This is a genomic window from Leifsonia sp. Root227 (genome assembly GCF_001428745.1).
GTDB lineage: Bacteria > Actinomycetota > Actinomycetes > Actinomycetales > Microbacteriaceae > Leifsonia.
The window spans coordinates 586,230-600,820 of the sequence record NZ_LMIO01000001.1 but is presented as its reverse complement, the minus strand read 5'-3'; the positions used below and the strand labels follow the sequence as shown (position 1 = coordinate 600,820).

General features: G+C 68.6%; 13 protein-coding genes and 1 tRNA gene. 6 read left to right on the top strand and 8 right to left on the bottom strand.

Going from position 1 to position 14,591, the window contains the following annotated elements; genetic code table 11:
- Positions 1-21: 21 nt before the first annotated feature.
- From ASE16_RS02815 to ASE16_RS02790, 6 genes are all read right to left on the bottom strand, one after another.
- A complete protein-coding gene (locus ASE16_RS02815; RefSeq protein ID WP_235500279.1) occupies positions 22-2,019 on the bottom strand; it encodes a protease pro-enzyme activation domain-containing protein in 1,998 nt (665 codons plus the stop codon).
- Between the two features lie 208 nt (positions 2,020-2,227).
- The gene (gene rplA, locus ASE16_RS02810; protein WP_055890344.1) at positions 2,228-2,917 is read right to left on the bottom strand and encodes a 50S ribosomal protein L1; all 690 of its coding nucleotides are present in this window, start codon (positions 2,915-2,917) and stop codon (positions 2,228-2,230) included.
- A gap of 74 nt (positions 2,918-2,991) precedes the next feature.
- Entirely contained in the window at positions 2,992-3,423 is a 432-nt protein-coding gene (gene rplK, locus ASE16_RS02805) for a 50S ribosomal protein L11 (protein WP_055890341.1), read from the bottom strand.
- A gap of 119 nt (positions 3,424-3,542) precedes the next feature.
- A complete protein-coding gene (gene nusG, locus ASE16_RS02800) occupies positions 3,543-4,463 on the bottom strand; it encodes a transcription termination/antitermination protein NusG (protein ID WP_055890338.1) in 921 nt (306 codons plus the stop codon).
- 69 nt (positions 4,464-4,532) lie between these two features.
- Positions 4,533-4,805 carry a preprotein translocase subunit SecE gene (gene secE, locus ASE16_RS02795; RefSeq protein ID WP_055890336.1) on the bottom strand — a complete coding sequence of 91 codons (273 nt, stop codon included), beginning with the start codon at positions 4,803-4,805 and terminating at the stop codon, positions 4,533-4,535.
- Between the two features lie 43 nt (positions 4,806-4,848).
- Positions 4,849-4,921 (bottom strand) — tRNA-Trp (locus ASE16_RS02790).
- 194 nt (positions 4,922-5,115) lie between these two features.
- On the opposite strand from ASE16_RS02790, the gene ASE16_RS02785 reads away from it, so the two are divergent.
- On the top strand, positions 5,116-6,330 hold the full coding sequence (locus tag ASE16_RS02785) for a pyridoxal phosphate-dependent aminotransferase (RefSeq protein WP_055890334.1): 1,215 nt from the start codon (positions 5,116-5,118) through the stop codon (positions 6,328-6,330).
- Here ASE16_RS02785 and ASE16_RS02780 read toward each other — a convergent pair.
- Both ASE16_RS02780 and ASE16_RS02775 read right to left on the bottom strand, forming a co-directional pair.
- Positions 6,327-7,076, bottom strand: coding sequence for a LuxR C-terminal-related transcriptional regulator (locus ASE16_RS02780; RefSeq protein WP_235500272.1), 750 nt, complete (start codon positions 7,074-7,076; stop codon positions 6,327-6,329). The two genes, ASE16_RS02785 and ASE16_RS02780, sit on opposite strands and share 4 nt — an antisense overlap.
- The gene (locus tag ASE16_RS02775) at positions 7,073-8,290 is read right to left on the bottom strand and encodes an ATP-binding protein (protein WP_235500271.1); all 1,218 of its coding nucleotides are present in this window, start codon (positions 8,288-8,290) and stop codon (positions 7,073-7,075) included. Before ASE16_RS02775 ends, ASE16_RS02780 begins: the two co-directional genes overlap by 4 nt.
- Positions 8,291-8,404: 114 nt before the next feature.
- Between ASE16_RS02775 and ASE16_RS02770 the strand changes: the two genes are divergently transcribed.
- From ASE16_RS02770 to ASE16_RS02750, 5 genes are all read left to right on the top strand, one after another.
- On the top strand, positions 8,405-10,180 hold the full coding sequence (locus ASE16_RS02770; RefSeq protein WP_055890329.1) for a PspC domain-containing protein: 1,776 nt from the start codon (positions 8,405-8,407) through the stop codon (positions 10,178-10,180).
- Positions 10,177-10,506 (top strand): hypothetical protein, encoded by a 330-nt coding sequence (locus tag ASE16_RS02765; protein WP_055890327.1) that lies wholly within the window; start codon positions 10,177-10,179, stop codon positions 10,504-10,506. Before ASE16_RS02770 ends, ASE16_RS02765 begins: the two co-directional genes overlap by 4 nt.
- Before the next feature lie 7 nt (positions 10,507-10,513).
- Entirely contained in the window at positions 10,514-11,434 is a 921-nt protein-coding gene (locus ASE16_RS02760) for an ABC transporter ATP-binding protein (RefSeq protein ID WP_055890325.1), read from the top strand.
- Positions 11,431-12,246: an ABC transporter permease gene (locus ASE16_RS02755; protein ID WP_055890322.1), complete on the top strand. Its 816-nt coding sequence runs from the start codon at positions 11,431-11,433 to the stop codon at positions 12,244-12,246. Before ASE16_RS02760 ends, ASE16_RS02755 begins: the two co-directional genes overlap by 4 nt.
- Before the next feature lie 111 nt (positions 12,247-12,357).
- A complete protein-coding gene (locus tag ASE16_RS02750; protein ID WP_055890319.1) occupies positions 12,358-14,460 on the top strand; it encodes a RecQ family ATP-dependent DNA helicase in 2,103 nt (700 codons plus the stop codon).
- The last annotated feature ends 131 nt before the right edge of the window (positions 14,461-14,591 follow it).

Here is a 14,591-nt window from a genome sequence, read left to right as displayed (position 1 = left end):
GCCGTTTCGGTGCGCTGGACGCTAGTGGCGTCCCGCTGCGACCAGGGAGAGCAGGTTGAACGACACACCGCCGAGGCCGGTGACGTCGTCGTATCCCTTGGCGGTCTTCAGCGTGGTGTCCTGATCGAAGGAGACCAGGTAGCTGTTGCCGCTGGTTGCGCTGGTGTATGCCACGGCCTGCGTCGGGTTCTGCGGCAGCACGTCGCGGAAGGCGTTCGGCAGGATGCGCTTGATGCCGTACAGGGTCGGGTTCGCGAACCCGATCTGCGCGTGCGTCGCCTGCTGCACGATCGCGATCTGGGCCGCCACGATCGGAGTGGCCAGCGAGGTTCCGCCGTACGTCTCGTTCACGTAGTCGCCCGTCTCCAGGGTGCTGTCGTCGATGATCGGACGGATGCCGATCGAGAACCCGGTGTAGGGGTCTGCGAGGGCGGCCACATCAGGAGAGACGCGGTGACCGTTCGCCAGCGCGGCGGGGACGGCGTTCTTCTGGTAGTCGGGCTGAGCGAACACAGCGCTCACTCCACCGCCAGCTCCGCCGACGAACCGCGTGCCAGGCAGCGGCTCAGCGTATGCGAGCGAACCGTCCGGGTTCTTGACGATCTGGTCGACGGTGTCGCCCCAGCCGGTCTCGAACGAGATCTTGCTGTTCTTGTCGATGCCGAGACTCGTGCCGCCCACCGAGGTCACCCACGGGGAGGAAGCCGGGAAGTCGGGCGACGGGTATCCGAGGTTCGCGACCTCGTCGCCGTTGTCACCGCTCGAGAAGTACAGGCCGATGCCCTCGCCTGCCGCCTGGAGCTGCAGGTTGACCTCGCCCTGGATCACATCGGCCGGGACAGCCTCTCCGACGTTTCCGTAGCTGTTGCTGACGATCGTGGCCAGCTTGTTGTCGAGGATCTTCGACATGGCGACGTCGAGGCCACCGCTGCAGTCCGTGCCACCCACGTACAGGATGCGCGCACCAGGTGCGATGCCGTGCACGGATTCGACGTCGAGCGTCTGCTCGCCCTGCCATCCGCTCGGCTGCTGGCACAGCTCCTGGTCGGTGAAGTCACTCGGCTTCGGGACCAGCTGCTGGTAGTTCGAGTTGTTCAGGCCGGGCTCGCCGTTCTGCTGCGAGTATGAGTTGACGTCCTTCACGATGCTCGGGCTCGCGTACGCGTCGATGATCGCGACCGTCTGGCCGGAACCGTTGACGCCGCTCTTGTTGAGCTTGTCGAGGCCGTACGCCGTACGCAGCTGCGACGGGGTGTAGCCGCAGTTGAACGTGCTGTACTGCGTCTGGCCGTTGTAGCTCGCAGGAACGGTCACGACGTGCTCGCCGATGTAGTGGGAGCACGGCGTCGCGACCACCGGGGCAGCTGCCGCCTTGCGGCTGAGCTGCGGGGTGCCGGATGCGCCGAGGTCACCCTGCTTGATCGAGTCCGGCTTGGTCAGCGTGCGCGACTGCTCGATGCTGATGCCGGACACCTTCGTGCCGACCGCTGCGGGGAGCGACGGTGCGGAGGTCGGCGCGACGAGCTTCTTGCCCGCGTAGTCGAACGAGTGCAGCGACGTTCCGAAGATCGAACCGAGCTGGTCGGGCGTTCCGCGGAAGACCACGTACTGCCTGCTCGCAGGGACGGCGGTGATCGTGAGGCCGGCGGTCTTCAGGAAGCTGACGACAGCATCCGCGTCCGCCTGCGTCGGCGAGAACCTGTTGATCCACTGGCTCGGGCTCAGCGCCTTGCGGAAGCCTGAGGTGACCGGATTCGAGACGGCCTTCGCGAGCGCTTCTGCGCCGTTCTGGTCGCGCAGGGGGAGATAGATCTCGCCCTGGACTGTCTCGTCCGTCGGGGCGGCTCCTGCATCGTTTGCTGCAGTCGCCCAGCTCGGCACGGAGTCGGCGAAGGTGACCCTGTCGGCCGCGTTCGCTGCTCCGGTCCCCGCCATCGACAAAGCCACCGCGGCGGCCGCGGTGGCGATGATTCCGACGGTCCTTTTGTGAAGGACGCGTCTGGTGGTGCGAGTTGTCATGAAGTTGATCCTTACTCGACAGTGAGCGGCGCGCGACGCGCGCCAATCGCGAGAGTAGACCCCACAGTTCTACCGCCACAAGAGGGGTAGACAGTTCTGTTGCATTCTTTTACACGACTGAAGAATTCTCAGCGCAGAACAGCTCGCGCACGCAGAAAAGGCCGCCTCCGGAAACCGGAGACGACCTTTTCGAACAAAACGAGCCTGCTTAGATGGCGTTGACGTCCAGCGGGATGCCGGGGCCGAACGTGGTCGACACGGCGCCCTTCTGCACGTAACGGCCCTTCGAGGAGGACGGCTTGAGACGCATGATCTCCTCGAGCGCAGCCTTGATGTTCTCGTCGAGCTGCTCCGCGGTGAAGGCCGCCTTGCCCACGACGAAGTGCACGTTGGCGTGCTTGTCGACGCGGAACTCGATCTTTCCACCCTTGATGTCGGAAACGGCCTTGGCCACGTCCGGGGTCACCGTGCCGGTCTTAGGGTTCGGCATGAGGCCACGCGGGCCGAGCACCTTACCGAGACGGCCGACCTGGCCCATGAGCTCCGGGGTGGAGACGGCCGAGTCGAAGTCGGTGTATCCACCGGCGACCTTCTCGATGAGCTCGGCGCCGCCGACCTCGTCAGCGCCTGCGGCGATCGCAGCCTCGGCGGCCGGACCCGTCGCGAACACGATGACGCGCGCGGTCTTGCCGGTACCGTGAGGAAGAATGACGGTACCGCGGACCATCTGGTCCGCCTTGCGCGGGTCGACGCCGAGCTTCAGCGCGACCTCGACGGTCGAGTTGAACTTGCTCGAGCCGGTCTCACGCGCCAGCGTGACGGCCTCGGTGGGGGTGTAGAACTTTCCGGCCTCGATCTTCTCGGCCGCGGCCCGGTAGGCCTTTGACTTCTGTGCCATGTGGTTTCTCCTGTCGAGAATGTGGTGCGAGCCTGGCCGGCTCTGCCACGGATGTGTCTGTGAAGGACGAGGGCTTACGCCTCGACCGTGATGCCCATCGAACGGGCGGTGCCTGCGATGATCTTCGACGCTGCGTCGATGTCGTTCGCGTTCAGGTCGACCATCTTCTGCTCGGCGATCGCGCGCACCTGCTCCTGGGTCAGCTTGCCGACCTTGGTGGTGTGCGGGACGCCGGAGCCCTTGGGGACGCCTGCGGCCTTCTTGATGAGCTCAGCGGCCGGCGGCGTCTTGAGGACGAACGTGAACGAACGGTCCTCGTAGACGGTGATCTCCACCGGGATGACGTTGCCACGCTGCGACTCGGTCGCCGCGTTGTACGCCTTGCAGAACTCCATGATGTTGACGCCGTGCTGACCCAGCGCCGGACCGATCGGCGGTGCGGGGTTGGCGGCGCCGGCGTTGATCTGAAGCTTGATCAGACCAGTGACCTTTTTCTTCGGTGCCATGTTTCTTCCTTCTTTGTGTATTCGAGCGTTCGGGATGCGATCCTGAACGGCTCTCCCGGTTTCTCGGCCTTTCCGAGATCCGGTGTTCTAGAAAACTGGGTGCTTGGGGCTCTCGTCGATCAGAGCTTGGTGACCTGGTCGAAGCTGAGCTCGACCGGGGTCTCGCGCTCGAACAGGGAGACGAGGACGGTGAGCTTGCCGCTCTCCGGCTTGATCTCGCTGATCGAACCGGGCAGGCCCGCGAACGAGCCTTCCTTGATCGTGATGGTCTCGCCGATCTCGAAGTCGACCTCTGCGGGGATGACGCGCTGAGCGGCCTTCTGGCCCTTCGCCGCGCCCTTCGCCGGAGCCGCCTCGATCTGCACGAGGCTCTTCAGCATCGAGAATGCTTCTTCGAAGCGCAGGGGCGTCGGGTTGTGCGCGTTGCCGACGAAGCCGGTGACGCCGGGCGTGTGCCGCACGACGGACCAGCTGTCCTCGTTGAGGTCCATGCGCACGAGCACGTAGCCGGGGATGCGCACGCGGTTGACCATCTTGCGCTGGCCGTTCTTGATCTCGACCACGTCTTCCATCGGAACCTGGACCTCGAAGATGAAGTCCTCCATGTTCATGGAGACCATGCGGTTCTCGATGTTCGACTTCACGCGGCGCTCGAAACCGGCGTACGAGTGGATGACGTACCACTTGCCGATCTTGCTGCGCAGCTCGGCGCGGAACTCCTCGTACGGGTCCGTCGCTGCCTCGTCCTCGTCTTCGACGGCCTCGACGGCGGCTTCCGCCTCCTGGTCGTCGTCGACCTCGAGGGCCTCGTCCACGGCGCGGTCGGCCTCGGGGTCGACGGCCTCCGCCATCGCGTCGAGGACCGCATCCAGGTCGATCTCGGTTCCGTCCTCTGCGACGACGTGCAGGGCTTCGTGCTCCGCTGCGTCGACCGACTCCTCTTCGCTGGCCAGAACGTTGCCGGTCTGCGCCTCATCGTCTTCGGAGGACTGCTCGGCTGCGGTCGCCCAGTCCACGTCGTCGCGATTTGTCTCAGACACTGAATTCATTCCATTTCTGTCGGTAGCCGGTCACGCGGCTCTCGGGAAGGCCGTGACGTCGGCGAGGGTTCAGGACGGGTTTCCGAAGACCCAGACGACACCGAGTCCGAAGATCCAGTCGAGCAGGGACACGAGCGCCATCATGATCACCACGAAGACGAGCACGACTCCGGTGTAGCTCAGGAGTTCCTTGCGCGTCGGGGTGACGACCTTCTTCAGTTCGCCGATGACCTGGCGGATGAACAGAGCGATCCGTGCGAAGGGTCCACGCTTTGCGGCGCGGTCCTTCTTCGCGTTGGCGACGATTTCCTCGCTCGGCTCGTCGATAACTTTTCGGGCCACCTTGTTACACCTTTCGTGGGTCGCCACCTGAAGCGACGACTTGCAGGGCGGACAGGACTCGAACCTGCAACCTGCGGTTTTGGAGACCGCTGCTCTACCAATTGAGCCACCGCCCTATGAAAGCGAAATCGCGTAGCCTTCCCGCGCACCTTCTCGACCAAGGCTAGCCGATCACGCTCGGAGATTCCTCAGCGAGCGAGGCAGTTCCGCCGACCGTCCTCAAGTGAAAAAGGGCGCAAAAAAGCTTGGCAGATTTCAACTACCGCGACCAAGTGTATGTGACGTGGACCGCACTGTAAAGTTGGGCCCCGTGACCGCACAGCAGCGCATTTCCAGACGGATCGCATCCATCGCCGAATCGGCGACGCTCAAGGTGGATGCGAAGGCGAAGGCACTCAAGGCGCAGGGCCGCCCCGTGATCAGCTACGCAGCGGGAGAGCCGGACTTCGTCACGCCGCAGAACATCGTGGACGCGGCCGTCGCGGCTGTGAACGATCCCCGCAACTACCGGTACACGCCGGCGGCGGGTCTCCCCGAGCTGCGCGAGGCCATCGCGGAGAAGACGCGGCGGGACTCCGGGCTGGAGGTGCCCGCATCCCGTGTCGTCGTCACCAACGGAGGGAAGCAGGCCGTCTACCAGGCCTTCGCCACGCTGCTCGACCCCGGCGACGAGGTGCTCGTCCCGACCCCGTACTGGACCACGTACCCAGAGGCCATCAAACTCGCGGGGGGCGTGCAGGTGGACGTCTTCGCCGGGGCGGACCAGGGCTACCTCGTGACCGTCGACCAGCTCGAGGCCGCCCGCACCGACCGCACCAAAGTGCTGCTCTTCGTCTCCCCGTCCAACCCGACGGGCGCCGTGTACTCGCCGGAGCAGGTCGAGGAGATCGGGCGCTGGGCCGACGAGAACGGCCTGTTCGTGATCGCGGACGAAATCTACCAGAACCTCACGTACGACGGCGTGAAGGCCGTCTCGATCGTCGAGGCCGTCCCATCGCTCGCGGACCGCACGATCCTGGTCAACGGCGTCGCCAAGACGTACGCGATGACCGGCTGGCGGGTGGGCTGGATGGTCGGCCCATCCGACATCATCGCCGCAGCGGCCAACCTGCAGTCGCACCTGTCATCGAACGTCTCCAACATCTCGCAGCGCGCCGCCCTCGAAGCCCTCACGGGCACGCAGGAGCCGGAGGAGCAGATGCGGCTTGCGTTCGACCGTCGCCGCCGCACGATCGTGGCGGAGTTGAATGCGATCGACGGCATCGTCACCCCGACCCCGCAGGGCGCCTTCTACGTCTACCCTGACGTCTCCGGGCTGCTCGGTCGCACCTGGGGCGGCGTTACGCCGACCACATCCCTCGAGCTGGCCGACCTCATCCTGGAGCAGGCGGAGGTCGCGACGGTGCCGGGCGAGGCGTTCGGGCCGTCCGGCTACCTACGGCTGTCGTACGCCCTCGGCGACGACGAACTGCTCGAAGGCGTGCGCAGGATGCAGCGCCTGTTCGCCTCGCCGGACGGTGCCTAGAGCAGCTTCCGCTCCAGTGCCCACGCCGTGAGCTCGTGGCGGGACGAGAGCTGCAGCTTGCGCAGCACAGCGGAGACGTGGGTCTCGACGGTCTTGATCGAGATGAACAGGTCGGCAGCGACCTCCTTGTACGAGTACCCGCGGGCGATGAGGCGCATCACCTCGCGCTCGCGCGCAGACAGTCTGTCGAGTTCGTCCGTGGACTCCGCCTGCTCCCCGGCTGCCGCCCCGAAGGCGTCGAGCACGAAACCGGCCAGGCGCGGTGAGAACACGGCGTCCCCTCCCGCGACGCCGACCACGGCGTCGCTCACCTGGCCGCCGGAGCTTCCCTTGGTGAGGTAACCGCGGGCGCCGGCCCGGATGACGCCGACCACGTCCTCTGCAGCGTCGGAGACGCTCAGGGCGAGGAAACGGGTGTCCTGGCACTCGGCGATGGTCTTCCGAACCACTTCGGCTCCCCCGCCGCCCGCGCCGCCAGGCAGGTGAACGTCGAGGAGGACGACGGAGGGGCGGGTGGCCAGGATGACCGCGACCGCCGCATCCACGTCGGCGGCCTCGCCGACCACGGTGAGTCTGTGGTCGAGGTCGGCGCGCAGGCCGGACCGAAAGATGGAGTGATCGTCGACGATCACGACGGTGATCGGGGCCGGGGTGGATGCGGTGGGTGCGTCCGATCGGTCGGCCGCGGCATCCGCTGCGGGTGCGGTGGATGCGGCATCCTGTGCGTCGTTCTGGTGGTCTGTCATGGTGCCTCGTTCGCGTACTCGATGCTGAGCTGGACTTCCGTGCCTGTCTCGCGCGAGGTGACGGTCGCGTGTCCGCCCGCCCTGCGCATCCGGCCGATGATCGACTCCCGAACGCCAAGCCTGCCCTCCGGCAGCGCGTCGACGTCGAAGCCGTGGCCGCGGTCTCTGACGAACACGTCCACCCCGCCTGCGCGACTCTCGACGTAGACGGAGACCTCGCCTCCTGCGTGGCGAGCCGCGTTCAGCATGGCCTCCCTGGCAGCGGCGGCGAGCTCGGACGGCGCGTGCTCGACCGGCTCGCCGACGGCGACGACGTCGAAGTGCACGGCGTGGTCGATCTCGAGGGAAGCGGCCGCGGCCCGCAGGTCGGAGGCGAGGTCGCGGACCTGCGCATCCCTGTCGTCGCCTGCGTCCGCGTACAGCCACTCGCGCAGTTCGCGCTCCTGGGCGCGGGCGATGCGGGCGACCTCGCTCGACGCACCTGCCCTGTTCTGGATGAGCGCGAGCGTCTGCAGCACGGAGTCGTGGAGGTGCGCCGCGATCTCCGCGCGCTGCTCCTCCTTGATGCGCGCCGTTCGTTCGGCGATCAGCTCACGCCACAGCCGGAGCGCCCACGGTCCGACAAGTACGGCGGCTCCCGCGAATGTGGACGCGATGATCCCGAGCCACAGCCAGCCGGTGCCCGCCCTGTCGACAAGCGAGCTCAGCGCGACGGCGATCACCACCAGGAACGCGCCGGCCGCAATGCGCAGCGTGCGCGAGGTGGCAGGGCCGCGGGCGACGTCCCCGATGTCGACGAGCTGGTCCCAGGCGACGCAGGCCACTGCGAACAGGATGCTCGCACCGATCGCCGCGAGCAGCCCGAACGGAGACGATCCGACAGCGGCGAGCGCCACCGCCGCGACTCCGGCGACCCCCGAGGCCCCGAGCAGCAGCCAGGAAACGGGGATGCGACGCACCACCTGCTCCTGCGGGTCGGCCGCTGTCGCAGGGCGCAGCGGGGTGAGCGCCCACAGCCACAGATAGAGGAGCGCGCCCGCTCCGCCGACGAGACCGAGGGCCACGAACAGCCAGCGCACCATCGTGACCGGCCAACCCAGGTGGTCGGCGAGCGCGACGCTCACCCCGCTCAGCTCGCATATCCGCGGGCGCGCCAGCGGCACCCGCGGAGGGCGGGCGGCTGGAGCGCTTCCAGGCGCGAACGTGTCGGTCACGGTGAAATCCAAGCAGACTCCGCTCATCCCCGACACCCCGGGCGCCGCGAATCAGGGACGACTCAGGGTGATACCCGATACCGGCGCCCATCCGGGCCGCGCCAGGATCGAAGCATGTCACAGCACGACTCGACCACCCCGCCCTCTCCAGGAACGCCAGGCGCGCCTTACGGCGGCCCTGCCAGCGGCCTCGCCGGACGCGGCACCACCTTCTTCACCTGGATGCGCGGCCTCGGCATCACGCGTTCAGACGGCTGGCTCGGCGGCGTCTGCGCCGGCGTCGCCCACCGCATCGGCATCGACCCGCTGATCGTCCGCGGCATCGTGGTCGTCGCCGCGATCCTCGGCGCCCCGATGCTGCTCATCTACGCCGCGGCGTGGGCGCTCCTTCCGGACAGGGAGAACCGCATCCACCTGCAGCGGCTGTTCGACGGCGACTTCCAGCCCGCCATCGTCGGCATCGGCGTGCTCGCGCTTCTGGCGCTCCTGCCGTGGGCGCCGGGGATCTGGTGGGCGAACGGCGGCTTCTGGGGCTCTCCGTCGCTCGGCGACGTGATCGGGCGGGTGATCTGGACGCTGATCGTGCTCGCCCTGATCGCCGGCCTGATCGTCTGGGCCGTGCGCGGCAACTGGGGGCGGGATGCGTGGGGGACGAACCGTGGAGCGGGCACCGGGCAGAACGGATCCACCTTCGCCTCCTCCTCCGCCGGCTCCACCTCCGCCGCCGGCCCTTCCACAACGACCGTCTCAGACGGCGCTGCCTCCACGGTCTCCGATGCAGGAGCAGCCACGGGAGCCGGCGCTGCGGCAGGCGCCCCCGGCCCTGGCGTCTGGACGGCAGACGCGACGGGAGCATCCACGCAGCAGGAGCGTTCGACAGACAGCACGAACGCCACGCCGAGCACCGCCGCGGCGCCGGATGCGGCAGACATCGTCCCCCTCGACCCGGCGGCGAGCGCCGACCCCGCGGCGGCCAAACCGACCCTGGACGTCACCGCCGAACCGTCCGAACCGCCGGCGCCGACGCTCGGTGCCTCATCGCAGGACGTCGCAGACTGGCGGGCCAGGCACGCCGCCTGGCAGGCGGAGCACGCGCAGTGGAAGGCCAGGCTCGACGAGGACATGCGCGCCGTCAAGCGGCAGCGTGCGGCCGAGCTGCGCGCCCAGGCCTCCGTCGCCACCGCTGAGGCTGCAGCGCAGCGCAGGGCGTACCGCGCGGCGAACCCGCGGATCGGCGCAGCGTTCGGCTGGGCGACGATCGGCCTCGCACTCGTGGCCGCCGCGATCGTCTCCGCCGTATGGGAGCCGACGACCGGCTTGTCCGGTTACGGCGTGACCGCCGCCTTCGCCGCCGCGACGTTCGTGTTCGGCGTCGCCGTGCTCATCGCGGGGCTCGCGCGTCGCAGGAGCGGCTTCTTCATCTTCCTCGGCATCCTGCTCGCCGTCGTCACCCTCGTTTCAGCCTGGGTGCCGCGCGACAGGCAGCTCGTCTTCGACGGGGCGTTCCTGGTGCCGACCAGCAGCAGCCAGTACGCCCAGGCGTACGGCGACACGACGATCAGCGTCGACGACACGGTCCTCTCCGGCAGAGGCACCCCGGTGATCGACCTGGTGAAGGGCAGCGGAGAGACGCACGTCAACCTCGTGGGCGATGTGACCGTCAAAATCGTGGCCGTGACGGACGGCACGGGCGTCAACGTCACGGGCCGGGACGGCAACACGATCGCGCACGCCTGCACTCCTGGCAGCGACGGCCGCTGCACCGTGAGCACGGTCGTCGGCCCGTCGACCACGGCGGATGCGATCGTGCGGGTCGACCAATCCAGCCAGGTGAGCGTCGTCTCCGACACCAGCGCTCAGCAGAACAGCACAACGGAGGACGGACGATGAGCGACACCAGGAACCAGGACGACCAGCCCACCCTCGTCTTCGACACGGGAACGGGCGCCGGCGCGCAGCCGCGACCGTCCGCATCCCGCGGCAGCGCACAGATCCGCTGGGGCGGCGTGGTGTGGGGCGTCATCCTCATTGCGTTCGCCGCGGGCACGCTCGCCGTGCTCTCCGCCCGCGACCGGCTGATCGCCGCGCAGCTGTGGTTCGCATCCCTGACGCCGGCGAGCGCCTGGGCGCTCGGTCTCGCGGTGGCAGGCGGGATCATCGTCGTGCTCGCCGTTCTCGGCGGAGTGAGGAGCGCGCAGCGCCGCCGACGGGCATGATGGGGGCATGAGCTCCAGCCCCTCCGGCGGCGCCGCCGTCGTCGTGCGCGACCTGCGGAAGTCGTACGGCTCGTTCGAGGCCGTCCGCGGCGTGAGTTTCGACATCGAGCATGGCGAGACCTTCGCCCTGCTCGGCCCCAACGGCGCAGGGAAGAGCACCACGATCGAGATCCTCGAGGGATATCGGGATCGCAGCGGAGGCGACGTCACCGTCCTCGGCATCGACCCGCACCGGGGAGGGTCTGCCTGGAAGGCACGGCTCGGGATCGTGCTGCAGTCCGGCAGCGAGGCGGCAGACGTGACCGTGCGGGAGCAGGTGGCGCACTTCGCCCGCTTCTACCCCGAACGGCGGGATGTGGACGAGCTGATCGCGGCGGTGGGCCTGGCGGAGAAGGCGAAGGTGCGCATCCGGAACCTGTCCGGTGGTCAGCGCAGACGGCTGGATGTGGCACTCGGAGTGATCGGACGGCCGGAGCTGCTGTTCCTCGACGAGCCGACGACCGGCTTCGACCCTGAGGCGCGGCGCGAGTTCTGGCAGCTCATCCGCGAGCTGAAACGCGAGGGGACGACGATCCTCCTCACCACGCACTACCTCGACGAGGCCGCGCAGCTCAGCGACAGGGTCGCGGTGATCGCGCGCGGAGAGCTGATCGACATCGGGGCGGTGGACACCATCGGCGACAGGGCGGCGCGCATCCCGATCGTCCGCTGGCGGGATGCCGGCGGGCAGGTGCGCGAGGAGCGGACAGAGACGCCCGCCGCCGTGGTCGCACGGCTGACGGCGGAGGCCGGGGGCGAGCCGCGCGACCTGGAGGTGATCCGGCCGAGCCTGGAGGACGTCTACCTGGGGCTGGTGCAGGCGGCGGAGGCCGCAACGGCATCGGAGTCGGCGAGCGCCGGCGCTGCGTCCGGGGAGTCGGCAGCATGAGGACTCTCCCGCTCGGCTTCGTCCGCATCAGGTACGAGGTGCTCACCTATTTCCGGCAGGCGGACACGATCTTCTTCACCTTCCTCTTCCCCGTCGTCATGCTCGGCATCTTCTCCGTCGCGTTCCAGGGTCTCGGCAAGGTCGGCGCTGCGCCGGACGGTTCGGGAGGCATCACGCAGGCCGCCTACTACCTGCCGGGGATGATCGCGGCGGGCATCCTGCTGAGCGGTGTGCAGAACCTCGCCGTCGATATCGCGGTGGAGAAGAGCGACGGCACCCTGAAGCGCCTCGGCGGCACTCCCCTTCCGGTCGTGTCCTATTTCATCGGGAAGATGGGGCAGGTGATCGTCACGAGCATCCTGCAGGTGGCACTGCTGCTCCTGATGGCCCGCTTGCTGTTCGGGGTCGCCCTGCCGACCGACCCAGCGCTGTGGCTGCGGTTCGCGTGGATCTATGCACTCGGCATCGTGACGTCGGCCGTGCTGGGCATCGCTCTGTCCGCCGTGCCGCGGACGGGCAAGAGCGCGACGGCGGTGATCATCCCGATCGTGCTCGTGCTGCAGTTCATCTCCGGCGTGTATCTGGCGTTCAACCTGCTGCCGGAGTGGCTGCGCAACATTGCGAGCATCTTCCCGCTGAAGTGGATCGCGCAGGGGATGCGGAGCGTGTTCCTGCCGGCCGGGTTCGAGTCGCAGGAGCCGAGCGGGAGCTGGCAGCTCGGCTGGATGGCCGTTGTGCTGCTGATCTGGCTGGTGGCCGGGCTGGTGGCGTGCCGGCTGACGTTCCGGTGGATTCGGAAGGACGGAGCCTGACCGCACTGTGCGCGGCCGGCTGGATGTGCGGGCGTTGTCCACACCCGCGAGTTCTCCACTGATCTCGACCGGAGGGCCGTCGGCGTCGGTCCTCTCTGGAACGATGAGTCCATGAGCACCACCAGCACCACACGAGACCAGGCCGTCGACACGCTCCGCGCTCTCGTCGGCGACCCCCAGGCCGAGTTCCACGACGGGCAGTTCGAGGCGATCTCCGCGCTCGTCGACGACCGCAGGCGGGCGCTGGTGGTGCAACGAACGGGGTGGGGCAAATCCGCGGTGTACTTCGTCGCCACGATGGTGCTGCGGTCGCGCGGAGCGGGGCCGACCATCCTGGTCTCCCCGCTGCTCGCCCTCATGCGCGACCAGGTGGCGGCGGCGGAGCGCGCCGGCGTGCGCGCGGTCACGCTCAACTCCGCGAATCGTCACGAGTGGGACGACGTCTCGCAACGCCTCCGCGACGACACCGTGGATGCATTGCTCGTCTCCCCCGAGCGCCTCAACAACCCGCAGTTCCGCGACGAGTTCCTGCCCGACCTGATCGCGCGCAGCGGCCTGCTGGTGATCGACGAGGCTCACTGCATCTCCGACTGGGGTCACGATTTCCGCCCCGATTACCGGAGGCTCCGCGACTTGATCGCCACGATGCCGGACGGCGTGCCTGTGCTGGCGACCACGGCGACCGCCAACGAGCGGGTGGTCGCCGACGTCGCGGAGCAGATGGGCACGGGCAGCCACGAAGCGGTGCTCACCATCCGCGGGCCCCTCGCCAGGCGGTCGCTCCGGCTCGGCGTGCTCACGCTGCCCGACGCGGGCGCTCGACTGGCCTGGCTGGTCAGCAACCTCGCGCAGTTGCCCGGCAGCGGCATCGTCTACGCGCTCACGGTGTCGGCGGCGGAGGACACCGCCCGGCTGCTGCGCCAGGCCGGGCACGAGACGTATGCGTACACGGGGCAGACCGACACGGCGGAGCGCGAAGACCTCGAGGGCCGGCTGAAACGCAACGAGGTGAAGGCGCTGGTGGCGACGAGCGCGCTGGGGATGGGCTTCGACAAGCCGGACCTCGGATTCGTCGTGCACCTGGGCGCGCCGTCGTCGCCGGTGGCCTACTACCAGCAGGTGGGGCGCGCGGGGCGCGCCACCGACAACGCCGACGTTCTGCTGCTGCCAGGGCAGGAGGACAGGGCGATCTGGGATTATTTCGCCACCGCATCCATGCCGTCCGAAGTGAAGGCGGATGCGGTGCTCGGCGCCCTGCACTCCGAGCCGCAGTCGACGCGCGCCCTGGAGAGCCAGGTGGACCTCAAGCCATCGACGCTCGAACTGCTGCTGAAGGTGCTCGATGTCGACGGCGCGGTCAAGCGCGTCGCCAAGGGCTGGATCAGCACCGGCACGCCGTGGACGTACGACCGCGAACGCTACGAACGAATCGCCGCCGCCCGCACGGCAGAGCAGCAGTCGATGCTCGACTACGAGTCCACGGACCAGTGCCGCATGATGTTCCTCCAGCGCGCGCTCGATGACCAGGATGCGCAGCCGTGCGGTCGCTGCGACAACTGCGCCGGCCCCTGGTATCCGGCCGCGATCGCCGAGGCGGCCAGCTCCTCGGTGGCGACGGCCCTCGACAGGGTCGGCGTCGAGATCGAGCCGCGCAAGCTGTGGCCCACAGGCGCCGACCGGCTCGGCGTCGCAGTGAAGGGCAAGATCGGGCCGGACGAGCAGCTCGAACCCGGCCGAGCGCTCGCGCGGCTCACCGACCTCGGCTGGGGCGGTCCACTGCGTGAGCTTCTCGGCACCGGCGCGGATGACCAGCCGTGCCCTCCCGCGCTGCTGGCCGCGTGCATCCGGGTGCTCGCCGACTGGAACTGGGCTGAGCGCCCTGCCGCGGTGGTCGCGATGCCGTCTCGTCGTCGCCCGCAGTTCGTCCAGACGCTCGCCCGCGGGTTCGCCGACGCCGGTCGTCTCCCGTTCATCGGCACGCTCGACCTGCTCGACGGCGGACCGTCCGGCGAGGCGGGAGGGAACAGCGCGTTCCGGCTGTCCTCCGTCTGGAACCGCTTCTCCGCCGACGGGCTCGACATCCCGCAGGGCGTGCCGGTGCTGCTCGTGGACGACCTGGTCGACAGTCGCTGGACGATCACGGTCGCCGGGCGCACGCTGCGCAAAGCCGGCGCCTCCGCAGTGCTGCCGTTCGCGGCGGCGCTGCGCGCGTGACGCGGCGGGCGAACAGCGCGCGCGTCCGGGCGCGGCGGCCGGACAGCCCGGCAGGACCTTTCACCGTCCCGGTGGCACCGCAGGAGGGTGCGCCATGTTCGCGGCTATTCTCCGTTCGGACGGAGAACGCG

What these genes read in the sequence shown, in the direction of transcription:
- ASE16_RS02815 (WP_235500279.1), bottom strand. Translation starts at nt 2,019, where the DNA reads ATGACAACTCGCACCACCAGACGCGTCCTTCACAAAAGGACCGTCGGA.
- rplA (WP_055890344.1), bottom strand. Translation starts at nt 2,917, where the DNA reads ATGGCACAGAAGTCAAAGGCCTACCGGGCCGCGGCCGAGAAGATCGAG.
- rplK (WP_055890341.1), bottom strand. Translation starts at nt 3,423, where the DNA reads ATGGCACCGAAGAAAAAGGTCACTGGTCTGATCAAGCTTCAGATCAAC.
- ASE16_RS02780 (WP_235500272.1), bottom strand. Translation starts at nt 7,076, where the DNA reads ATGACAGACCACCAGAACGACGCACAGGATGCCGCATCCACCGCACCC.
- ASE16_RS02770 (WP_055890329.1), top strand. Translation starts at nt 8,405, where the DNA reads ATGTCACAGCACGACTCGACCACCCCGCCCTCTCCAGGAACGCCAGGC.
- ASE16_RS02765 (WP_055890327.1), top strand. Translation starts at nt 10,177, where the DNA reads ATGAGCGACACCAGGAACCAGGACGACCAGCCCACCCTCGTCTTCGAC.
- ASE16_RS02760 (WP_055890325.1), top strand. Translation starts at nt 10,514, where the DNA reads ATGAGCTCCAGCCCCTCCGGCGGCGCCGCCGTCGTCGTGCGCGACCTG.
- ASE16_RS02755 (WP_055890322.1), top strand. Translation starts at nt 11,431, where the DNA reads ATGAGGACTCTCCCGCTCGGCTTCGTCCGCATCAGGTACGAGGTGCTC.
- ASE16_RS02750 (WP_055890319.1), top strand. Translation starts at nt 12,358, where the DNA reads ATGAGCACCACCAGCACCACACGAGACCAGGCCGTCGACACGCTCCGC.